Origin of the sequence: Aeromonas sp. R4-3 (genome assembly GCF_040908275.1) — a bacterium.
Lineage (GTDB): Bacteria > Pseudomonadota > Gammaproteobacteria > Enterobacterales > Aeromonadaceae > Aeromonas > Aeromonas rivipollensis.
The window spans coordinates 291,716-313,588 of record NZ_JBFODK010000029.1 but is presented as its reverse complement, the minus strand read 5'-3'; the positions used below and the strand labels follow the sequence as shown (position 1 = coordinate 313,588).

Genomic DNA, 21,873 nt, shown 5'->3' with positions numbered 1-21,873 from the left:
AACTGATGACAGTTCGTTCGTTAATTAGTGTAGGGGTAAGTCTGGCTCTGGTAGCTTGTGGCGGCGGTGGAGGTGATGGTGGGTCTGATACCCAACCCGTCACCAAGACGGCTATTCAGGGCAAGGCCATCGACGGCTATGTGCAAGGGGCAACCGCCTATCTGGATTTGAACTTCAACCGCCAGTTGGATGAGGGGGAACCCAACGCGGTGACTTCTAACACCGGCGATTATCGGCTAGAACTCACCGAAGCTCAGGAGGAGTGTGCCCAATACGTACCCTTAGTGGTCGATGTTCCGGTGGGAGCGGTTGATTTGGATCTGGGGCCGGTCGAGCAGGCTTACCAGATGGTATTGCCGCCGAAGTTCACGCCTATCACGCAAGACGATTTCTATCATGTAACTCCACTGACCACGGTTTTGTGGAGTGCTGTCGAGAAAGAGCTGGCTGCGGGGGGATCTCTGACTTGCCAGAGTGTGATGGCCGATCAGCTAAAGCGTGAGCAGCTGATGAACTCGTTGAAACAATCGGTTGATCGGGTTGTGTCCCACTACAACATTCCTGAGCAGAAGCTGTTTGATGACTTCATCGCTACCGGTGATAGTGCGACAGCCACCAAGGCTCAAGAGATCGTCCGTGGTTTGCAGAAATCGTTCAGTGCCAGCGAAGAGTTAAAACGTGCTCATCCTGATGCGTTCTATGCCTATGTGGATTACCACCAAGGGGACTATAGAGACCACAATAATGCCTATCCGCAGGCTTGGTATCGTGATCAGGGGATCTATTGGGCCAACAAGAGCCGGACTGAGCTGGTCAAGGTCAGCGATGATTTCAGTGAAGACGTCAGAACCATCATCTATGGCGAAAAGACCAATGTTGCAGGCAAGGGATACAGCTACAGCAATAGCTACGAGTTTGAATCTCGTGGTGGTGATGATGCCCCCTACTCCTGTGACATTAAGGAAACCATTTCCACGACGGCAGATGGGAAGGAGTATGAGCTGGTGAACTTGGCCGGAGGTGAGGCAGGCATCTTTGCCGACTGCATCCCTGAGAGTTTGGCTGGAGCGATTACTGGCCGCTATGCGACGGTCGGTTACAAGGATGCCGAAGCTGACTATGGCAGCCAGTTTGTCTATTTCCTCGGTGGCTCTAACAGCTTCCCCTTCCTGAACGATTGGGTAGGGATGGCGGATGATCATGCAACCCGCAACATGAGCGAACTGGTCGCTGCCTTTGAGAAACTACCGTACCGCTATGATGACAAGACGCCGGAGCCGGATGCTGGTGCTTGGTTCAAGAAGCAGACCGTGACTGACAGCAACAAGGTCACCACCACTATCAGCTATGACAACCAAGGGCGTTACCGCAAGTTCACCGTCTTTGCTGATGGGACGCACAAAGAAGAGTGCGGCACTGATGGTATTGCGTGGGGATCATGTGGCAACTAATGATCCAAAAGGAGCCTGCGACCGGGCTCCTTTTTACTGACATCTGACACGATTATTTTTTACTTTCATCGCTACCTTTATCTTTATCCTCATCTAGGTGATGGCCCAAGGCACCACCGACACCACCGCCAATACTTCCTCCAATTACAGCGCCCGGAAGTCCCGCAAGTACGCTACCTAGTACAGCAAACAAACCTGCTCCAGCCCCGGCAAACTTCCCAACATTAGCATGGTCAGATGATCTTTTGGCCATATTGCACTCCCTAAATGCTTGATGTTTGACCGATGGTTAGTCTAGCAGGGTTTTGGCTAAGTCCAATTTGGGGTATGAGAAGATGATTAAATGCTCTTTCCGAATTGATTTATCTAGGGGCGGGCGGGTAGGATTACCCCCGTTTGTTACCAATTTAAGCATGTCCACTTGATGTGGATGACCGTACTTCCGGCGGGTTCTCGCTTGTTGAGGTTTCAGAACACTGTGATGGAAATCAGTTCCATCCCTAAGTGCCTGATTTATTTGGGCTCGCATTGATAACCCGTCGACCTGGTCAGGACCGGAAGGTAGCAGCCAAGGCGGGGGACTCGAGTGCCGGGATGTGGCTGGTGGGGCCACCACCTGTTTCTGCCATTCCCGTTTAAGATCAGTAACTTAGCTTGTTGAAGGCAAGCTGTTTGTGTATCACTGTCACACAAACTGGCACACAATCCTCATAGGGGGTGCCATGTACTTATTGATTAGAAACGGCATTTACTACTACCAACGAGTGACCATGTGTAATGGTCGTTGTCAGACCTTCCGTAAATCCCTCAAAACAAGAGACAGGGCAAAAGCTCAGCTCTTAGCGCTCCAAATTCACTTCAATCATTCCAGCCCTGTGCAGCAAGCTGCATGCATCTCCGATGCTGCTTGCCGTGATGTCATGTCTAAACCCGTTGGGTTTGAAGCTGAAGCATCAACGACACAACATCCCCCGCTAAACGGGCACGTTCACATCCCTGCTTGCACCGGCAGCCCCTCTGGGGTCGAGTCCCCCGCTGTACCTTCTGAACACAATCAAATTCAGCCAGACCAAGAAGAAAAGTTTTCCGGTCACGTAGAGTCATACATTGCTGAAAAGCAATTGTCATGGGCTCTGAATCGCCCCTACTTTCCTAGACACCTCAAGAGCCTCAAACTGAGGTCATTCAGGAGGTGTTATGAGCAAGCACAGCTACCAGACACAGAGACGGCGGGTTCACACCGAGTCAAATCTTGAAGATGGAGGTGGCTTTTTGCGCCTCGGCAATCAAGGCGTCAATGACAATGCGTTGCCGTGGTTTCAAATATCGGGAGCGAGGCCATACCGCATGGATTGGCATCTCCGCTCCCGCATATTCATCCAGTACTGTCACCAGCGCATGGGTGGCGAGGTGTTCGTGGATAAGCCAGGTGGGTAACTGGGACAACCCCATCCCATCCAGCGTTGCGGCCACCATGGCATCCCCATCGCTGAATCGATAGCGACCCCTTATCACCTGCGAAAACGTGTCGCCATTCGGGCGGCGCAACAACCAGGTCGGTTGCGTGCTGCGCTGACTGCCGAGGATACAGTCGTGCTCGGCGAGCTCTGCAGGCAGGCGCGGTCTACCTTTGCGCGCCAGGTATTCCGGGCTGGCACAGACGACCAGTCTCTGGCATCCCAGTTGCCGGGCAACCAAATCAGCGTCGTCTTCCATTGACCCGATCCGCACCACCAGATCGACGCCCTCGTCGATGAGATTGATCCGTTTCTCGCTAAAGGCGACGGCCAGATCCAGATGGGGGTGCTGTTTGGCCAATTCGAGCAGGACGGGCATCACATGGCGACGGCCAAAGGCGGCCGGAAGGTGGACATTCAGGCGCCCGGAGACCTGGCGGCTGCCTGCAATCACTCCCTGCTCCAGGCTGTCTATTTCGTCCAGGATGGCAATCCAGCCGTCGAAGTAACGCTGGCCTTCCGGGGTCGGGGTCAGACTGCGGGTGGTGCGATGCAGCAATTTGGTGCCGAGCTTCTGCTCCAGCCGGGTTACGCTCTTGCCAACGGCGGAACCGGTCAATCCCAACCGGTCACCCGCCGCGGTAAAGGTGCCTGTCCGCAGTGTCTCGACAAACTCCACGACCCCCAAAAAGATCGTCTCGCTCTGTTTCATTGTGGAATTAAATGACTAAATGAGTGGAATATGAACTCTATTATGTTTTTTTTGATAGTCAATATACTGGCCGTCAATCACCTCGTCCTTGTGTCGGCGTGTTATCGGTGCCGTGGAGGCACTATCTGAGAACCAGCCGTCTTGGCTGGTTGCTTTCAACCCCTTAGCCAGAGGATCAGCATGACTGACAAACTTGATATGGAGCGCGTCAACGCCCTGTTGGATCGCGAAGAGATCCGCGCCCTACGCCTGCACTACAGCCAGCTTCTGGATGGCAATCAGGCCGATCGCCTAGGAGAGGTCTTTACCGAGGATGCCGAAGTGCGGGTGACCGTCGGTACCATGAAAGGGTTGGCCGAGATAACGCAAAGCCTCAAAGAGGCCTATCACGTCTTTGATACCCAGCAGCGCGAGCACTTTCCTTTCATGCACGCGGTGACCAATCACGACATTACCCTGATCGATGAGAGCATGGCCAGCGGCAGTTGCTACCTGCTGGATCTGGTGACAGACCGGGACGCCATGCAGCACCCCTTCTTGCTGCTGGGACGCTACCTGGATCGGTATGTCCGCGTGCAGGGGCAATGGCGCATTGCCAGCAGTGTGCTGGATGTGGTCTGGCCTGAACCGTCTAACGGATAGGACACGGCAGACACATCAACGTCATCAAGGTGGTTACATGACAGACAAGAAAAGAACGCTGCCGGACAGCTTTCATCGTGTGTTTGGCGAGACGCAGCTGACGGTGGGGTTGTTGACCCCGGTAGAAGCGTATCCGGACACTCCTTTTCCCTCTTTAACCGATCATGGGAGTCTGGTCCAGCGAGCGGAGGAGGCCGGTTTTGCCAGTATCTGGCTGCGGGATGTCCCATTCTATGACCCTAACTTTGGCGATGCCGCCCAAGTCGTGGATCCCTTCGTCTATGCGGGCTATCTGGCTGCCATTACTCGACAGATCACCCTGGGGTCGGCGGGAATTGTATTGCCGTTGAGAGATCCCATCTCGGTGGCCAAGCAATCCGCATCGACCGACTTGCTGACCGCGGGACGCTTCATCTTGGGGGTGTCCACCGGGGATCGCGCGGCGGAATACCCGGCTTTTGGCATCGACTTTGCCGAACGTGCCGAACGCTTTCAGGAGTCGGTGGAGATGATCAAACGGCTACAGCAGGAGCATTTTCCATCTCAGGCATCCCGTCATTATGGGACCCTGTCCGGCACCCTTGATCTGCATCCCAAGCCCAGGTGCGGGAGTCTGCCTATGGTCGCGGTGGGCCGTGCCCGCCAGTCTATCGCGTGGTTGGCGAAGAACATGGATGCCTGGATCTGGTCCGTGGATGAGGACAGTGCCATCACCGGCATTCTCTCGGCGTTGGCGGAGGAGGCGGGAGACAAGCCATCACCCAAATATGGTTATGCCACCTTCTTTGATCTGGATGCCAACCCCGATGCGCCCTATCAGCGCTATTACAACGTGGTACGGATCGGTCGCAAGGCATTGATCGAGCGACTGTTACGGCACCAGGCGCTGGGCGTGAGCCATGTCGCGCTTAACCTCAAGCCCTCACGACGGGAGGCCAGGGCAGTGATCGACGAGATGGGGGAACATGTGCTACCGGCGCTTGCTCGCCCGTGAGCTCAAGGATGATTCATCCCGCCCGCCGCGCGTACTCGATGAATGCCTTCAACTTGGACGGTTGATCATGCCGGCTGGGGTAGTACAGAGAGAAGCCTGGAAAGGTCGGCGAGAACGGTGCCAGGACTCGCGTCAGGCGCTTTGCCTTGATGTGTGGCAGGGCCAGCTGCTCAAAGGTGTAGGCGATCCCGACGCCTTCCAGTGCCGCCTCCGTACTGAACAGGGTGTCCGTGATGGTCAGGTTGCCCTTGACCTCGTACTCGACGATTTCCTCATTCACCTTGAACTCCCATTTGTGGATCGCGCCTGTTCCGGCGAAGCGGAAGCGGATGCAGTTGTGCTGCACGAGGTCGTCCGGATGGCTGGGCGCGGGGAAGCGCGCGAGATAATCAGGAGAGGCGACGATGGCGACTGTGATGGGGCCGCCAAGGGGAAGGGAGACCATGTCCTTGTGCAGATCTTCTCCCATGCGAATGCCCGCATCGAAACCCCGCTCGACGATGTCGACGAAGCCTTCGTCATTGGTCAGTTCAAGTTTCACGTTCGGATGCTCACGAAGGAAACCTGCCAACAGCGGTTGCAACACCATTGAGGTCGAAATGCGTGCGGCATTGATGCGCAATGTGCCGGTGGGTCCGCCCTGCAGGACGTTCAGCTCTTCACCCGCCACAATGACCTGACCGAGTGCCGGGCCGATGCGGGCAAGATAGTCCTCCCCAGCCTCCGTCAGGCTCACGCTGCGGGTCGTGCGATTGAGCAGGCGTACGCCGAGACGCGCTTCCAGCTGCCTGATCGCCTGGCTCAGCGCCGAAGGCGATACCTCCAGTTCGGCAGACGCGGCAGTGAAGCCGCGATGCTCCGCGACTTTCCAAAAGGCCATCAGGCCGTCGAGTTGATTGAGTTTCATATCTTGAAGCATAACTTCATATGGTGTGCAGGATTAAGCTATTTTTCTGCACTAATACGGCGCCTATAGTTGCCTTCACCGTGAAGGAGGCACCCATGAAAATCAATCCGCAAGATTGCCATGCCCTCGGGCCTCTTTCCCTCAGGTGTCAGCGTGATGGACCCCACGACGCCGAAACCAACATGCAAGTGAGAAGGCGCATCAGACCATTGATTATTGAGGAAAAGAAGACGATGAAAAACGTATTGATCATCAACGCACATCAGTTTTTTGAAGGCATCTCCGGCGGCAAGCTGAACAGCACCCTGGCAGGCGTCATCAGGCAAGAGATGGCAGCGCGCGGCTATGGGGTGAAGGAGACATATATAGAGCAGGGCTACGACGTTCAGGGCGAGGTCGACAAGCATCTGTGGGCAGATATCATCATCCTGCAATCGCCGGTCTTCTGGTTCGGCATGCCGTGGATCTACAAGAAGTATGTCGATGAGGTATTTACCGCGGGCATGTTCCAGCAGCGCTTCCTGTCGGGTGATGGCAGGACGCGCGAGGATCCGCGCAAGCAATATGGCTCTGGCGGCAAGATGCATGGCAAGCAGTACATGCTGTCGCTGACCTGGAATGCGCCGAGGGCGGCATTTGGCGATGCTGGGCAGATGTTGTTCGAGGGCAAGACGGTGGATGACGTCTTCGTCAGCAACACGGCCAACTACAGGTTCTGTGGCGTAGAGGTGTTGCCCTCCTTCTCGTGCTTCGATGTGATGAAGCAGCCGGATGTTGCAGGGGCTATTGAAGAGTTGCGTGGCCATCTGGATGCCATCCTTGATCCCGTGGCGAGCCCCCAGCCTCAGGTGCAGAGCAAGATGGACGAGGCACTCACATCTCCTTGACGACGTCGGATACTGGTCGACAACGAGGTGACGGTGACCGCTCAGTGGCTGGGCGTTCACCGTCTGCCTTGGCCTGTGATGTGCGATGAGCTGTCGCCACCAGTGACTACCGTACTGGCCAACCTCGCCAACCTCGCCAACCCCCTGCCACCCGGCGTATGCGTCAAGGATCTCGAAGGCTCAACAGGCGTCTCCTGGCCGACGACCAGGTTGTCATTGGCGTCGAAGTAAAGCCCGGGTCAGTCAACCAGGCTCCTTGGGCTGATGCTGGAAATATCCTGGGGCACCCTTGCGTCACCGTGAGCCCGCCTATCTTTCGTGGAGGGCTCCTCGTCAGTCAGTCGTCGCCTGGTACTCCGGTCTTGGTGACAGCTCGATCACCGGCTTATCGCCCCTTATCCGGGCATTGCATCCCCGACTCCCCGAGCATGGGCAAGGCGCAGCTCCTCGGCGCCGAGCACGAACTCCGGGCTGTCGGTGAGGCGCTCGACCGCCAGATCGATGAAGCGACGTACCCGGGCGGGCTGGGCCGCACGGCTGCCGTAGTAGAGAAACAGGCTGTACATGTCTGTCATGTGGTCGAGCAGCAGGGGAACCAGGCGGCCGGCCCGGATGTGCGCCGCCGCCGTCGGCCCGGCGATCTGGCCTATCACTTCCCCCGCCAGCACGGCGCCCAGCTCCACCGTCTCGTCATTGGTGGATATCGCCGGACGAACGAGATGGTCCTGCACGCTCTCACCAAGCCTTACATGCCAGGGAATAAGGTGGCCGGTGCCGGCATGACGAAACACGCTGCAGCGGTGCACGCCCAGATCGTGCAGCGTGTGCGGCACCCCATGTTTGCGCAGATAGGTGGGGGAGGCGCAGATGATGAGCTGCAAGGGAAACAGGCGGCGTGCGATCAGCCCATCCTGTGGCGAGAGACCGATCCGCAAACCCACATCGACCCGCTCCTCCACCCAGTTGCCGATGCGGTCATCGAGCTGTACATCGGGCTGGACCTCGGGGTAGAGCCGGCAGTACTCGTCCAGCACTGGGCCGATGATCATCTGCGCGACCGAGCGGGGCCCCACGATCCGCAGTGGGCCGGCGAATGCTTCCCGGGTCTGCCTCGCGGCCGACAGGGCCTGTTGCAGGCCCAGCAGGGCGGGTTGGGCTGCCTCCAGGAAGCGTTGGCCCTCTTCGGTCAGCGACATGCTGCGGGTGGTGCGATGGAACAGCCTCACCCCGAGATAGGTCTCCAGCTGCCTCAGTGCCTTGCTGGCGGCCTGAGGGGAGATCTGCTGGGCCTCGGCGGCCTTGCTGAGGCTGCCCAGTTCCACCGTGCGCACGAAGGTGGTGATGGATCTCAATTCGCTGATCATGCTCTTTCTCGTCGATTTACATCATTTAGTTGTAACTGATTCATCCATTTGCCGTCTAGTTCGATGTTTGTTGCCCATTTATAGTTCAGTCCATCGAGATGCCACCCGGCATGCCCCCAGACAGCGAGACGAGCAAGATGGACAATTTCAGCTTTTACAACCCGACCCGGATCGAGTTCGGCACCGGCAAGGAGCGCCTCATCGGCGAGATCCTGGCCCAGCACGGCATCAAGAAGGTGCTGCTGGCCTATGGCAGCGATCGCATCAAGGGCGATGGCCTCTTTGCTACCGTGAGCGCCAGCCTGGGCGAGCAGGGGATCCCGTTCGTGGAATGCGGCGGCATCGTCAGCAACCCGCTCATCTCCAAGGTGCGTGATGCCATCGCCCTGGCACGGGAGCAGGGGGTCGACGCCATCCTCAGCGTCGGCGGCGGCTCCGTGCTCGACAGCGCCAAGGCCATTGCCGCAGGCAGCCTCTATCAGGGGGATGTCTGGGATCTGTTCGTCGGCAAGGGGCAGATCGAGGCGGCGCTGCCGGTGTTTGCCATCCTGACCCTGGCTGCCACCGGCAGCGAGATGAACAGCGGCGCCGTGGTGACCAATGATGACACCAAAGAGAAGTTCGCCATCAACTCGGTGCACACCTTCCCCAGGGTCTCCATCGTCAATCCGGCGCTGATGCAGACGGTCTCTCGCGACTATCTGGTCTACTCGGCGGCGGACATCATAGCCCACTCCATCGAGGGCTACTTCACTGCCAAGGTGCAGCCGACAATCCAGTCCCGCCTGGTGGAGTCCGTCATCGCCACCGTGCTGGAGACCACGGAGCAGTTGCTGGCAGACCCCGAAAATTACAACGCCCGCGCCGAGTTCGCCTGGGCGGCGACCCTGGCATTAAACGGCCTGACCTATGCGGGGACGTCGGGCTTTGGTTACCCCAACCACATGATCGAACACGCGCTCTCCGCCCTGTTCAATGTGCCCCATGGCGCAGGCCTGTCGGTGGTGATGCCCGCCTGGATGAAGTGGTACCAGGGCCAGAATCCGGCTCAGTTCGAGCGCTTCGCCCAGCAGCTGTTCGGCTTGAAAACCGCCGAGGAAGGCATTGCCGCCCTGGAGACATGGTTCGACAAGATTGGCACGCCGACCCGCCTCTCCCAGCTCGGCATCACGGAGGCGGACCTGCCCGCCATCCTGGAGAACCTCAAGGGCAACGCCCGCTGGTTTGGTCTGGCCGAGACCTACACCCAGGAGGTGCTGGCCAGCATCCTTCGCAATGCCATATGAGTGGCGGTGCCTGCCGCTCCGGCGTCAGGAGCGAGCCGCGAGTCGCCAACCATCACACCAGGCGGGTGCCAGGCACCCACACCATGGCGCTTTCCCAGGAGAGCGCCTTCCAGGAAAAGGGATCCATCATGCAAACACGTACTTTGGGTAACAGCGGGCTGACGGTGTCGGCCATCGGTCTGGGCTGCATGGGGCTGAGCTTTGGCTATGGCCCGGCCACGGACAAGGGGCAGGCCATCAACCTTATCCGCCGCGCCCATGAACTGGGAGTGACCTTCTTCGACACCGCCGAGGCCTATGGCCCTGGCGATAACGAACTGCTGCTGGGGGAGGCGCTGGCCCCGTTCCGGGACAAGGTGGTGATCGCCACCAAGTTCGGTTTCAAGAACGGCAAGGTGCCCGATGGGCTGGACAGCCGGCCGGAGAATATCCGCGCCGTGGCCGAGGCCTCCCTGCGCCGGCTCAACACCGATGTGATCGATCTCTTCTATCAGCACCGCGTCGATCCCGATGTCCCCATGGAAGAGGTGGCTGGCACAGTGCGAGACCTTATCCAGGAGGGCAAGGTGCGCCACTTCGGTCTGTCCGAGGCCGGTGTCGACTCCATTCGTCGTGCCCACGCCGTGCAGCCGGTGGCGGCGCTGCAGAGCGAATACTCCCTCTGGTGGCGCGAACCGGAGCAGGCCATTCTGCCGCTGCTGGAGGAGCTGGGCATCGGCTTTGTGCCGTTCAGCCCCCTCGGCAAGGGCTTCCTGACCGGGGCCATCAAGGCCGATACCCGATTCGATGATGCGGATTTTCGCAACCAGGTCCCACGTTTTGCCGAGGCGGCGCGCCAGGCCAACCAGCATCTGGTGGAGGTCTTGAGCGACCTTGCGGCCAGCAAGGGGGTGACCTCTGCCCAGATCGCGATCGCCTGGTCGCTGGCACAAAAGCCCTGGATCGCCCCCATACCCGGCACCACCAAGCTGCATCGGCTCGAGGAGAACCTGGGCGCAGCCCGGGTGGCACTGAGCGCCACCGATCTGGGAGACATCCAGCGTGCCCTGGCCGGGATCAAGGTGGAGGGGGATCGCTATCCGTCACACCTGCAGAAGAACGTGGGTCGCTAAGGCAGGATCCTCAACAGGAGTCTCATGAATGCAGAACCCCTCTGTACTCTCTCGCGCCGTCCCCAGGGGCCGGCGCGCTCTCTGGTTGCTAACAGGAGCCGTGATGGCAGGCATTATCTCCTATGTACTGAAACCGGGTCTGCCAGCGCACCCTGACTCTTCCCAGTATCAGGGGGGTCGGTTCAGCAATGTCGTGGCACTGCCGCAGCGCAGCACCTGGGAAGGGGTCCGGCTCTGGTGGGATTTTCTGTTCGCCAAGCCTGAGGGCACAGTGCCGGATAGCGCCATCCCGGTGCAGGCCATGACCCGGGAGGGGCTGATGGCTGCCCCGGACAACAACGTGTGGCGCCTCGGCCACTCCAGTCTGCTGTTCAAATGGCAGGGCAAGTTCTGGCTGACGGATCCCGTGTTCAGCGAGCGCGCCTCGCCGGTGCAGTGGTTCGGTCCCAAACGCTGGCATGCGCCGCCCATCACCCTGGATGCGCTGCCCCCCATAGAGGCGGTGATCCTCTCCCACGATCACTACGACCACCTCGATCATGACGCCATCCTGGCGCTGCAAGAGAAGGTCGGCCACTTCATCACGCCGCTCGGGGTGGGGGCGCGCCTGGTTGCCTGGGGTGTCCCCCAGCACAAGGTCAGGGAGCTGGATTGGTGGCAGCAGACCCGGGTCGGCGGCATCGAATTCATCGCCACCCCGGCCCAGCACTTCTCCGGCCGTGGCCTTGGGGATGGCAACCAGACCCTGTGGGCCTCCTGGGTCATTCGTGGGGAGGGAGCCACTCTCTTCTTCAGCGGTGACAGCGGCTACTTCGACGGCTTCAAGGAGATCGGCAGGCGCTACGGCCCGTTCGACATGGCCTTCCTCGAGACCGGGGCCTACGACAAGCGCTGGGAGTACGTGCACATGTTGCCGGCGCAGACGGCGCAGGCGTTTCACGATCTGCGCGGGCAGTGGCTCTATCCAGTGCACAACGGCACCTTCGATCTGGCCATGCACCAGTGGGATGACCCCCTCGAGCAGATAGTCCGGCTGGCCGCCGAGCAGCAGATCCCATTGACCACCCCGATGATGGGCGAGCCCCTGAACGTGCTGGCCCCCCACGAGGGCAGCGCCTGGTGGCGCGAGTGACACATTTTTAATACGCAGGAGTCGACAATGAACCCAATATCCGCCACCACGCTCGCCGCCGCCATGGCGCTCGGCCAGGCCGAGGCAAAGGAGCAGACGATACAGGTATTTTCCCCGGGGCAGGTGCCTGCAACCCAGGGTGCCAGCGAGTTCTTCGTCGGGGATGTCTATGTGGATCAGCGCTATCAGGGCACGGCGCCCGCCGCTATCTCCGGTGGTCTGGTCAGCTTCACGCCGGGGGCGCGCACCGCCTGGCATACCCATCCTCTGGGCCAGACCCTCTATGTGGTCAGTGGGGTGGGGCGGGTACAGATGGCGGGAGGTCCTATCCGGGAAATCCGGCCAGGGGACCTGGTGTGGATCCCGGCTGGGGTGAAGCATTGGCACGGTGCGGCGCCAGATACCCCCATGACCCACCTGGCGCTGGCAGAACAGCAGGATGGCAAGGTGGTGACCTGGCTTGAGCAGGTGAGCGAGGGTGATTATCGCGCCGCCGTCGCCGGGGGGCGGGATTGAGCATGCGGGGGAATAACAGTCAGCCCGCTGCCGGACCGGCACACCAAGGTAGCCTGCCCGAACGCGCTCATGCCCAGGAGCTCAGGATCCTGATCATCCTGAGCGCCTTGATGTCGTTTGCCTCCATTTCCACCGACATGTACCTGCCGGCGTTGCCGCAGCTGGTCCATGACTTGAACACCGACATGACCCAGATCGAGCTGACCATCTCGACCTTTCTGATCGGTTTCAGCCTGGGGCAGCTGTTCTGGGGGCCGGCGAGCGATCGCTATGGCCGGCGCTTGCCCATCATGCTCGGTATCGGACTCTTCATCCTGGGCTCGGTGGGTTGCGCCTTGGCCGAGACCGCCCCTCAGATGCTGGTGTGGCGCGTCATTCAGGCTCTGGGGGCTTGCGCCGGTCCCGTGCTGGCTCGGGCCATGGTCCGTGATCTCTATGCCAGGGAGCGGGCGGCCCAGATGCTGTCGACCCTGATCCTGATGATGGCGGTCGCGCCGCTGCTCGGGCCGCTGCTCGGGGGGCAACTGCTGCTGTACTGGTCCTGGCGAGGGATCTTCTGGGTGCTGGCCATCATGGGGGGCGTGGCCCTGATCGCCATGCGCTACCTGCCCGAAACCCTGGCACCGGCGAGCCGAAGCCAGGCGTCTCTGGCCGTGACAATGAAAGACTATGTCGCCCTGGCGATGGACGGACGGTTGCTGCGCTATGCCCTCGCCGGCGGCTTTTATTACGGCGGTTGCTATGCCTTTATCGCCGGAACCCCGTTTGCTTACGTCGATTACTACCAGGTGTCGGCGCAGGCCTATGGCCTGCTCTTTGGCGCCAATATCCTTGGGTTGATGGTGCTGAATTTCGTCAACACGCGCCTGGTGGCGAAATGGGGGCCCGAGCGCCTGTTTCGCTACGGTGCCTGGGCTGCTGCCGCCTCCGCTCTCTGGCTGGCCCTCGATGCCTGGTGGGGACTGGGTGGGGTCGCCGGGTTGGCCGTGCCCATCTTCTGCTACATGTCGGTCAGTGGCTTCATCGTCGCCAACTCGGTGGCCAGCGCCTTGGCGCTCTTCCCGAAGCAGGCGGGCGCGGCCTCCTCTCTGGTTGGCGCCATGCACTACGGCAGCGGGGTGTTCAGCGCTGCCCTGCTCGGCTGGTGCACCGATGGCACCCCCTGGACCATGGGCTGGATAGTGGCGGCAGGGGGAGTGGGCTGCCTCGTTTTTGCACTGTGGCGAAGCACCGAGCCCGAGGCGTCTTGCGAGCCGATGCCGCAACCCGAGCCGGTGCGATGAGAGCGCGATGCCTTCACGTCAATAACAGCAGGACCGGGTGCAAGTGGGGGCAGCATCAGATGGTGCCCCGGGAGGTGGCGGGTACAGTCTAAGGCCTGGCACCGACGCTTTATAAATGAGAGTGAACCTTACCCCACCAAGGGGGATGAATGAGAGAGGCTATATCATGGCTAAAAAAGAAGTGGTTGTGCTGGTTGGGGCCGGGTCCATTGGGCAAGCCATTGCAAGGCGGATAGGGGCAGGCAAGCATGTGGTACTGGCGGACATCAGCCAGAAAAATGCAGAGACAGCGGCCAAGACCCTGGAAGAGGCCGGTTTTGACACCAGCGTGCTGGTCGTGGACCTGTCGTCACGGGCGTCGATCATCGAGCTGGTGCAACATGCCCAGAACCATGGCACCGTCATGCAACTGATCAATGCGGCCGGTGTCTCCCCTTCCCAAGCCTCCGTGGAAACCATCCTCAAGGTTGACCTGTATGGCACTGCGGTCTTGCTGGAAGAGTTCGGCAAGATCATCGGCGAAGGGGGCTCAGGGATTGTCATTTCGTCCCAATCGGGGCACAGGCTCGGCAACATTCCCCCCGAGGAGAGCGAGAAACTTGCCATGACACCCACGGAGGAGCTACTGGCACTCCCGTTGATACAAGGCATCGACGATACCCTGAAAGCCTACCAATACTCCAAGCGCTGCAATGTGTTGCGGGTCATGTATGAGGCGACGGCCTGGGGCAAGCGTGGTGCCACCGTCAACTCGATCAGTCCAGGTATCATCATCACACCGCTGGCCAATGATGAACTGAAAGGACCCCGTGGCGAGGGGTACCGGACCATGCTGGGCCTGTGTCCCGCAGGCCGCGCGGGCACACCTGACGAGGTCGGGGATCTGGGGGAGTTCTTGATGAGTCACAAAGGACGCTTCATGACGGGGACCAACTTCCTGATCGATGGCGGCACCACCGCCAGCTACTGGTTCGGCGAACTCCAGTATTTGAAGACAACACACTAGGTTGACCGGGATGAGAGTTCCCCCGTGATCAAACACTCCCTGAGTAGATGATCTGGCGGCCAGGCGGCTCGAACCTTTCATCACCAAGGTGAAAGACATCGTCGCCTTCGTGCCTGGCAGCGGATCTGTCTCCTCTGGGATCCCTTTGTCGCGCCAGTCACACCACAGCGAAAGGAACATGAGATGAACACAGTCAGACTCAACAAGGGTATCGAGATGCCCCTGCTGGGCTTTGGAGTCTTCCAGATGACGGAGGCGGCAGAGTGCGAGCGCGCCGTCATCGAGGCCATAGACAGCGGCTATCGGCTGATCGATACCGCCGCCTCCTATCAGAATGAGACCCAGGTCGGGAACGGGATCAGGCAGAGCGGCATAGGGCGCCGCGAGCTCTTTGTCACCACCAAGCTCTGGCTGCAAGACGCCAGCTATGAGGGAGCCAAGGCGCAGTTCGAGCGCTCCTTGAATCGCCTGCAGCTCGATTATGTGGATCTCTATCTTATCCATCAGCCCTACGGGGATGTCCACGGCGCCTGGCGGGCAATGGAGGAGTTGCAGCAAGCCGGCAAGATCCGGGCAATTGGCGTCAGCAACTTCCAGCCGGATCGGCTGGCGGATCTCATGGCATTCAACAAGCTGGTGCCTGCCGTCAACCAGATAGAGGTGAACCCCTTCAATCAGCAGCTGCATGCCGCCCCCTGGATGCAGAGTCGACAGATACAGCCACAGGCATGGGCCCCCTTCGCGGAGGGCCGAAATGGTCTGTTCCAGCACCCGGTACTGACCGCCATCGGCGCGAAGCGGGGAAAGAGCGTGGGACAAGTGGTGTTGCGCTGGATCTTCCTGCGCGGCATAGCGTCGCTGGCCAAGTCGGTGCGCAAGGAGAGGATGAAGGAGAACCTCGATATCCTCGACTTCGAGCTCAGTCCGGATGAGATGGTGCAGATAGCTGCGCTGGATACGGCAACCAGCGCCTTCTTCTCTCACCGCGACCCCGCCAAGGTGGAGTGGCTGACCCAGCGCAAGCTTGACGTCTGACAAGGGCACAAGCGGCGCGCAATATGGCGGATATAAAACGCTTGAGAATAGCCGTTAACATCGGACTTTTTCATTCGCCCCGGCGTTCGTCAATTTTGGTATATCCAAGGGATATCTTGTGCTTTGTACTCCTTGCATCGACCCCGTAATCTCGGGGGCGTCATCACTTATTGCCAAGGAAACAGCCATGTTGAAAACCATATTTAAATTGACGCCGTTGGTTGCCGCCATCATTGCAGGATATGCCAATGCCGGGGAAACCATACGGCTGGGTATCATGAGCGGAGAGGATGAAGATGTGTGGGCCGTTGCGTCGGCACAGGCCAAAAAACAGGGGCTGGATATCGAGCTTATCAAGTTCAATGACTATATCTTGCCCAACGAGGCACTGGAAAATGGCGAAATAGACGCCAACGCATTCCAGCACAAACCTTATCTGGACAATCAGGTGAAGAGTCGCGGTTATCATATAGTGCCGGTCGGCAATACGGCGGTGTGGCCCATCGGGCTCTACTCGAAGAAATTCAATGCGGTCAGCGCCTTGCCGGAAGGGGCCATCATAGGGGTGCCCAACGATCCCAGCAATGAGGGGCGTGCGCTGCGGGTGCTGGCGTCGGCCGGCGTCATCAAGCTGCGTCCCGGCTCGGGCATATTGGCGACCACCACGGATATTATCGACAACCCCAAGAAATTGCAGATCAGGGAGCTGGATACCGGCATCATAGGGCGCTCAGTGGAGGATCTGGATGCCGCCGTGGTCAATACGGACTGGGCACTGAAATCCGGCTTGAGCCAGCAGCAACGTATTTATTCCGAGACGGCCAAAGAGAATCCTTACAATAATTTCATCGCGGTCAAAAGCGGCAATGAAAGCGCCCCCTGGGTGAAAACTCTGGTGGCATCCTATCAGAATGAGGCCGTCAAGGCGGCGCTGGACAAATACTATAAAGGGACGGCTATCCCCGCGTGGTAATTAATGGCCGGTGATCCATCACTAATGATTTATTGGTTATCGATGCTGCCTTCTATCGGGGCCGCCTTCTCGGAGTGCGGCCATTTTGCAAGACGACCCGGGCAGATGACAGACGTCGCCCTTGCAGACACAGACATGAGCAGGATGCACCATGAGGTTCCGTTATTTTCCCCGCAGTGAAGAAGCCAATGGCTGGGCCGCCATCTTGCCCGAGCGGCTTCCCAGCGCGCCTTTGCAGGGGGTGGTCCAGGGGGACTGGGTGGTGGTGGGGGCGGGTTATGCCGGGCTGGCCTTTGCCCATGCGCTGGCCGAGCATCAGCCACAGGCCCGTATAGTGCTGCTGGAGGCGGGTGTGGTGGGGGACAACGCCGCAGGGCGTAACTCGGGGTTCGCCATCGACTTGCCCCACAATATCGGCAGTGGCACCGCCGAGCTGGCCAAGGCCAGCCACTACCGGCAGTTGCTGAAAGGGGGGCTGGCCCAGCTGGCGCATTGGGTCAGCCGCTATCGCATCGATTGCGACTGGCAACAGAGCGGCAAATACCACTGCGCCGTCAAGGCAGGATCCGCCGGCTTGCTCAAGCAATACGCCCGCGAGCTGGATCTGCTGGACGAAGGCTATGAGTATCTGGAGGAGGCGGCGCTCTCGGCCCGCCTTGGTACCGGCTTCTACCACTCCGCCATCTATACCCCTAATACCGTGTTGCTCAATCCGGCCGCCCTGGTGCGGGGATTGGCCGACAAGCTGCCGGACAATGTGACCCTGTATGAACGCAGCCCGGCATTGCGGGTGGACAGCGCAGGCGGCGTTCGCATCACCACGCCCCATGGCGAGGTGGTAGCGGGCAAGGCCATGTTTGCCATCAATGGCGGTGCGGGTCAGCTGACCCCCTTTGCCGGCAAGCTCGCCTCCCTGGCGACTCATGCCACCCTGACCGAGCCGTTGACGCCCGAGCAGCGGGCCAGGCTGGGGGACATTGCCCCCTGGGGACTGACCCCGGTCAACGCCATCGTCGGCGCCACCTTTCGCTACACCCGGGATCACCGCATTCTGATCCGCCAGCATGTCGCTCATGCGCCGACGCTGCACAGCGATGGCGGGGCCAGGGAAGCCATAGTGCGGCGTCACCGCCAGCTGTTTCTGTCCCGCTTTCCCGAACTTGGGGAGCTGGCCTTCGCCCACAGCTGGTCCGGGCTCATCAGCGTGAGTCGCAACGGGGCGCCGTTGTGGGGCCAGTTCGGAGCAGATCTCTACGCTGCGTTGGGATGCAACGGTGCCGGGATCAGCAAGCAGACCATGGCGGGCAAGGCGCTGGCCGATCTGGTGTGCGGGGTAGAGAGCCCCTGGGGCGAGCAGATGCGCGCCCTGGGCACGGCAAACTATCTCCCGCCACGGCCCTTGCTGGATCTGGGGGTGCAGGGTTATCTCTGGAAGGAGCGGCTGCAGGGGGCGGGCGAATACTAGTGTCTGGCACCATAAAGGCGTGTTATCGCGGGGCCTGTGCCTGGGTTGATCGGGTGCAGGCCCCGCGATGTTGTCACTCAAGGGGGGCGACGGGGACCTGCCGCTTGAAGGGGGTGGCTTTATTGGCCTTGCGGTGTTCCGAGACCAGGATCAGCAGGCGCTGCAGGGCGATGAAGCAAAACAGCAGCAGGCCTATGATGATCTTGGTCCACCAGGAACTGAGGGTGCCGTCGAAGTTGATGTAGGTCTGGATCAACCCCTGGATCAATACCCCGAACAGGGAGCCGAAGACGGTGCCCACCCCGCCGCTCAGCAGGGTGCCGCCGATGACCACGGCGGCGATGGCATCGAGCTCCACCCCGACGGCGGCGAGTGGATAGCCCGCCGAGGTGTAGAGCGCAAATACGATGCCCGCCAGGGTGGCCAAGGTGGTGGAGAGCAGGTAGATGCGAATGGTGGTGTGGCGTACCGAGATCCCCATCAGGGCCGCCGAGGTGGCGTTGCCGCCGATGGCGTAGACGTTGTTGCCAAAGCGGGTGCGGTTGGCGAGCAGTATGCCAAGCACCACCACCGCCAGCATGATGAGGGCCAGCAGGCTCAAGCGCCCGCCTCCCGGTATCTTCCACGACAGGCTCGACAGGTAGGTGAAGCTGGGGTGATCGATGGGCAGGGACTGCTCCGAGATGAGGAAGCTGGCCCCCCGCAGGAAGAACATGCCCGCCAGTGTGATGATGAAGGCGGGGATCTTCAGGGTGTCGATGAGCCAGCCCATGAGGGCGCCAAAGCCCGCTCCAAGCACCAGCACCAGGGGGATGGCCAGCAGTGGACTGACCCCCAGATCCCCGATGAGTTTGGCCAGCAGCACGCCGGTGAAGGCGATGACGGCCCCCACCGAGAGATCTATGCCTCCCGAGAGGATGACGAAGGTCATGCCGACCGCCACTATGCCCAGAAACGCATTGTCCGTCAGTATGTTGCAGATGATGCGGGTGGACATGAAGGCGGGGAAGGAGGCCAGGCAGAGCAGATAGCCCAGCACGAAGACCATGATGGTCACCATCAGGGGGAGGTTGCGTTTAAACATGGCGAGTCCCTCGCTGGAACAGGTGGTTGAGGGCCGGCGACTGCATGACCAGCACCGCCAGCACCACCATGGCCTTGACGATCTGGTTCCACTGGGGCTGGTAGCCGGAGAGCAGGATCCCTGTGTTCACCCCCTGGATGATCAGTATGCCGATCAGGGAGAGGGCGAGGTTGAAGCGCCCCCCCATCAGGGAGGTGCCCCCTATCACCACCGCCAGGATGGCGTCCATCTCCAGCCAGAGCCCGGCGTTGTTGGCATCGGCACCGCGGATGTCGGCGGCGACTATCATGCCGGCGACGGCGGCCATGAGGCCGCTCAGCAGGTAGGTGGCGATCACCACCATGGGGGTGTTGAGCCCGGCGTTCTTGGCGGCCTTGATGTTGATCCCCACCGCCTCGATGAAGAGGCCGAGGGCGGTGCGCTTGGTCAGCAGCCAGAGCAGCAGCGCCATCCCCAGGGTGATGATGACGGGAGTGGGCAGATAGAAGAGGGCGCCGCTGCCGATCCAGGCCAGGGCCTCGTTGTTGAAGGTGATGATCTGCCCCTCTGTGATGAGCTGGGCTATGCCCCGGCCCGCCACCATGAGGATCAGGGTGGCGACTATGGGCTGGATCTTGAACACCGCCACCAGCAAGCCGTTCCACAGGCCGCACAGCAAGCCCACCCCAAGCACTGAGGCGACGATGACCGGCAGGCTGTGACCGCCGGTGGCCAGGCTGGCCATGGTGGCCCCGCTGATGGCCATCACGGCCCCCACCGACAGATCGATGCCGCCGGTGGCGATCACCAGCGTCATGCCGAGGGAGAGCAGGGCCACAGGGGCGCAGCGGTTGAGTATGTCGATGAGGCTGCCAAACAGCCGACCATCCTGGACATGGATGGCGAAGAAGTTGTCGGCAACCAGGGCGTTGATGAGCAGCACGCAGAGCAGGGCTGTGCACTGGGCCGTGCCCGTGGGCAGGGCTCTGCGGGGGCGCGCCGGCCCGCCAGGAAGGGGGAGGGTGGATGACGTCATATCAGGCCTCGCATGCAATGGCGTTCATGATGGCAGGGACGCTGAGGGCGTCCGTCGCAAGCTCTGCCACCTGTTTTCTGTCGCGCAGGACTATTACCCGATCGGCATAACCCACCAGCTCCTCGAGCTCAGAGGAGATGACCAGCAGGGCCAGCCCGTTGGCGCAGAGGGATTCGATGAGGCGGATGATCTCGGCATGGGCCCCCACATCTATGCCGCGGGTGGGTTCGTCCAGGATCAGGAACTGCGGCTTGGTGAGCAGCCAGCGGGCCAGCAACACCTTCTGCTGGTTCCCCCCTGACAGAAACTGGATGGGCTGCTCCGGCCCCGGGGTCTTGATGGCCAGCTGCTCGATGAGGCGGGCGGTGATCTCGTCCTGCTCCTTGCGGGGCAAGGGGCGCAGCCAGCCCCGCTGGGCTTGCAGGGCCAGCATCATGTTCTCGCGCACCGAGGCCGAGGCGATGATGCCGGCGCTCTTGCGATCCTCCGGGCAGAAGCCAAAACCGTTGGCGGCGGCCTGACGCGCACTGCGGATGGTCACCGGCTTGCCCCGCACCCGGCACTCGCCACTGTCCCTTGGCTCTATGCCGAACATCAGCTCGGCGGTCTCGGTGCGACCCGACCCGAGCAGGCCGGCCAGACCCACTATCTCCCCGGGCATGACGTCGAGACTGAAGGGGGCTATGACCCCGCGCTTGCCATAACCCCTGAACGACACCGTGGGCTGGTTGCTGCGCAGTGTCTTGCCCGCCCGCTTGAGGGCGTTTTCGTCAAGCTCGTGCCCCAGCATCATCTTGACCAGATCCAGTTGCGGCAGCGCGGCCGTGTCGCGGGTGCCGACCAGCTCGCCGTTGCGCAGCACTGTGATGCGATCGCTGATGGCGTAGACCTGATCGAGAAAATGGGTGATGAAGATGAGGCTCACCCCCTGATCTCGCAGGTTCCCCATGAGGGAGAAGAGCATCTGCACCTCGCTGGCATCCAGGCTGGCGGTGGGTTCATCGAGGATGAGGATCTTGGCCGACAGTGAGATGGCCCTGGCGATGGCCACTATCTGTTGCATGGCGACCGAATAGTGGCCGAGGGGCAGGGAGACATCCATCTCGAAGCCGTATCCCGCCATGATGGTCTGGGCCTGCCGGGCCATGGCGGCTCTGTCGATGAGCCCGAAACGGCGGGGCTCGTGGCCGATGAAGAGGTTGTCTGCCACCGACATGTTGGGCAGCAGGTTGACCTCCTGATAGACGGTGCCAATCCCCAGACGCTGGGCATGGGCTGTGTCCGTGGGGGAGATGGGGACGCCATCGAGTTCGATACGGCCCCCGTCGGGCTGATAGACGCCGGTGAGGGTCTTGACCAGGGTGGACTTGCCGGCGCCGTTCTCGCCGAGCAGCGCCATGATCTCCCCCCTTCGCAGGGAGAAGTCCACCTGATGCAGGGCACGCACCCCGGGAAAGGCCTTGCAGATCCCGCGGGCGTTCAACAGGACATCCTGAATGTTTTCTGACATGAATAGGGGCTCTCCGATATAAGACGCCATATCGCAACCCAG

20 protein-coding genes and 1 other RNA gene are annotated in these 21,873 nt (G+C 60.6%); 14 read left to right on the top strand and 7 right to left on the bottom strand.

Going from position 1 to position 21,873, the window contains the following annotated elements; genetic code table 11:
- The first annotated feature begins 5 nt into the window (after window positions 1-5).
- Window positions 6-1,451: a hypothetical protein gene (locus AB5Y91_RS10135; protein WP_005345170.1), complete on the top strand. Its 1,446-nt coding sequence runs from the start codon at window positions 6-8 to the stop codon at window positions 1,449-1,451.
- Window positions 1,452-1,503: 52 nt separating this feature from the next.
- On the opposite strand, the gene AB5Y91_RS10130 is transcribed toward AB5Y91_RS10135, so the two are convergent.
- Window positions 1,504-1,704, bottom strand: a complete 201-nt coding sequence (locus AB5Y91_RS10130) for a hypothetical protein (RefSeq protein ID WP_144406139.1) — start codon at window positions 1,702-1,704, stop codon at window positions 1,504-1,506.
- A 262-nt stretch (window positions 1,705-1,966) separates the two neighbouring features.
- Here AB5Y91_RS10130 and ffs point away from each other — a divergent pair.
- An RNA gene (gene ffs / locus AB5Y91_RS10125) (signal recognition particle sRNA small type) lies at window positions 1,967-2,060 on the top strand.
- A 636-nt stretch (window positions 2,061-2,696) separates the two neighbouring features.
- Here the strand turns inward: ffs and AB5Y91_RS10120 are convergent.
- Complete coding sequence (locus AB5Y91_RS10120; RefSeq protein WP_163155087.1) at window positions 2,697-3,620, bottom strand: LysR family transcriptional regulator; 924 nt, start codon at window positions 3,618-3,620, stop codon at window positions 2,697-2,699.
- Between the two features lie 180 nt (window positions 3,621-3,800).
- Here AB5Y91_RS10120 and AB5Y91_RS10115 point away from each other — a divergent pair, with 180 nt between their 5' ends.
- Together AB5Y91_RS10115 and AB5Y91_RS10110 are read left to right on the top strand one after the other, a co-directional pair.
- Entirely contained in the window at window positions 3,801-4,262 is a 462-nt protein-coding gene (locus AB5Y91_RS10115) for a nuclear transport factor 2 family protein (protein ID WP_163155085.1), read from the top strand.
- 37 nt (window positions 4,263-4,299) lie between these two features.
- Window positions 4,300-5,256 carry a TIGR03571 family LLM class oxidoreductase gene (locus AB5Y91_RS10110; protein ID WP_163155083.1) on the top strand — a complete coding sequence of 319 codons (957 nt, stop codon included), beginning with the start codon at window positions 4,300-4,302 and terminating at the stop codon, window positions 5,254-5,256.
- A 13-nt stretch (window positions 5,257-5,269) separates the two neighbouring features.
- On the opposite strand, the gene AB5Y91_RS10105 is transcribed toward AB5Y91_RS10110, so the two are convergent.
- Window positions 5,270-6,163, bottom strand: coding sequence for a LysR family transcriptional regulator (locus AB5Y91_RS10105; RefSeq protein WP_368169691.1), 894 nt, complete (start codon window positions 6,161-6,163; stop codon window positions 5,270-5,272).
- A gap of 95 nt (window positions 6,164-6,258) precedes the next feature.
- Here AB5Y91_RS10105 and AB5Y91_RS10100 point away from each other — a divergent pair, with 95 nt between their 5' ends.
- Window positions 6,259-7,050, top strand: coding sequence for an NAD(P)H-dependent oxidoreductase (locus AB5Y91_RS10100; RefSeq protein WP_197720925.1), 792 nt, complete (start codon window positions 6,259-6,261; stop codon window positions 7,048-7,050).
- Between the two features lie 395 nt (window positions 7,051-7,445).
- Here the strand turns inward: AB5Y91_RS10100 and AB5Y91_RS10095 are convergent, their stop codons facing one another.
- Window positions 7,446-8,414, bottom strand: a complete 969-nt coding sequence (locus tag AB5Y91_RS10095; protein WP_202045443.1) for a LysR family transcriptional regulator — start codon at window positions 8,412-8,414, stop codon at window positions 7,446-7,448.
- 137 nt (window positions 8,415-8,551) lie between these two features.
- Here AB5Y91_RS10095 and AB5Y91_RS10090 point away from each other — a divergent pair, with 137 nt between their 5' ends.
- The 9 genes from AB5Y91_RS10090 to AB5Y91_RS10050 all read left to right on the top strand — a co-directional run bounded on the left by AB5Y91_RS10090 (window position 8,552) and on the right by AB5Y91_RS10050 (window position 18,222).
- Window positions 8,552-9,700, top strand: coding sequence for an iron-containing alcohol dehydrogenase (locus AB5Y91_RS10090; protein ID WP_163155078.1), 1,149 nt, complete (start codon window positions 8,552-8,554; stop codon window positions 9,698-9,700).
- A 128-nt stretch (window positions 9,701-9,828) separates the two neighbouring features.
- The gene (locus AB5Y91_RS10085; protein WP_368169690.1) at window positions 9,829-10,812 is read left to right on the top strand and encodes an aldo/keto reductase; all 984 of its coding nucleotides are present in this window, start codon (window positions 9,829-9,831) and stop codon (window positions 10,810-10,812) included.
- 103 nt (window positions 10,813-10,915) lie between these two features.
- Window positions 10,916-11,944 (top strand): MBL fold metallo-hydrolase, encoded by a 1,029-nt coding sequence (locus AB5Y91_RS10080; RefSeq protein WP_368169689.1) that lies wholly within the window; start codon window positions 10,916-10,918, stop codon window positions 11,942-11,944.
- A gap of 27 nt (window positions 11,945-11,971) precedes the next feature.
- Window positions 11,972-12,460: a cupin domain-containing protein gene (locus tag AB5Y91_RS10075; RefSeq protein WP_163148195.1), complete on the top strand. Its 489-nt coding sequence runs from the start codon at window positions 11,972-11,974 to the stop codon at window positions 12,458-12,460.
- 2 nt (window positions 12,461-12,462) lie between these two features.
- Window positions 12,463-13,743: a Bcr/CflA family multidrug efflux MFS transporter gene (locus tag AB5Y91_RS10070; protein ID WP_289982789.1), complete on the top strand. Its 1,281-nt coding sequence runs from the start codon at window positions 12,463-12,465 to the stop codon at window positions 13,741-13,743.
- Window positions 13,744-13,909: 166 nt separating this feature from the next.
- A complete protein-coding gene (locus tag AB5Y91_RS10065; RefSeq protein ID WP_368169688.1) occupies window positions 13,910-14,749 on the top strand; it encodes an SDR family oxidoreductase in 840 nt (279 codons plus the stop codon).
- Between the two features lie 183 nt (window positions 14,750-14,932).
- Window positions 14,933-15,784 (top strand): aldo/keto reductase, encoded by an 852-nt coding sequence (locus AB5Y91_RS10060; RefSeq protein WP_368169687.1) that lies wholly within the window; start codon window positions 14,933-14,935, stop codon window positions 15,782-15,784.
- Window positions 15,785-15,971: 187 nt separating this feature from the next.
- Window positions 15,972-16,757, top strand: coding sequence for a MetQ/NlpA family ABC transporter substrate-binding protein (locus AB5Y91_RS10055; protein WP_139746022.1), 786 nt, complete (start codon window positions 15,972-15,974; stop codon window positions 16,755-16,757).
- Window positions 16,758-16,908: 151 nt separating this feature from the next.
- Window positions 16,909-18,222 carry an NAD(P)/FAD-dependent oxidoreductase gene (locus AB5Y91_RS10050; RefSeq protein WP_368169686.1) on the top strand — a complete coding sequence of 438 codons (1,314 nt, stop codon included), beginning with the start codon at window positions 16,909-16,911 and terminating at the stop codon, window positions 18,220-18,222.
- Between the two features lie 73 nt (window positions 18,223-18,295).
- On the opposite strand, the gene yjfF is transcribed toward AB5Y91_RS10050, so the two are convergent.
- Genes yjfF through ytfR form a run of 3 tightly spaced genes read right to left on the bottom strand, consistent with a single transcriptional unit; the run spans window position 18,296 to window position 21,831 of the window.
- Window positions 18,296-19,306, bottom strand: a complete 1,011-nt coding sequence (gene yjfF, locus AB5Y91_RS10045; RefSeq protein ID WP_368169685.1) for a galactofuranose ABC transporter, permease protein YjfF — start codon at window positions 19,304-19,306, stop codon at window positions 18,296-18,298.
- Window positions 19,299-20,321: a galactofuranose ABC transporter, ATP-binding protein YtfT gene (ytfT, locus tag AB5Y91_RS10040; protein ID WP_368169684.1), complete on the bottom strand. Its 1,023-nt coding sequence runs from the start codon at window positions 20,319-20,321 to the stop codon at window positions 19,299-19,301. Before ytfT ends, yjfF begins: the two co-directional genes overlap by 8 nt.
- 1 nt (window position 20,322) lies before the next feature.
- On the bottom strand, window positions 20,323-21,831 hold the full coding sequence (ytfR, locus tag AB5Y91_RS10035) for a galactofuranose ABC transporter, ATP-binding protein YtfR (protein ID WP_368169683.1): 1,509 nt from the start codon (window positions 21,829-21,831) through the stop codon (window positions 20,323-20,325).
- Between the last annotated feature and the right edge of the window lie 42 nt (window positions 21,832-21,873).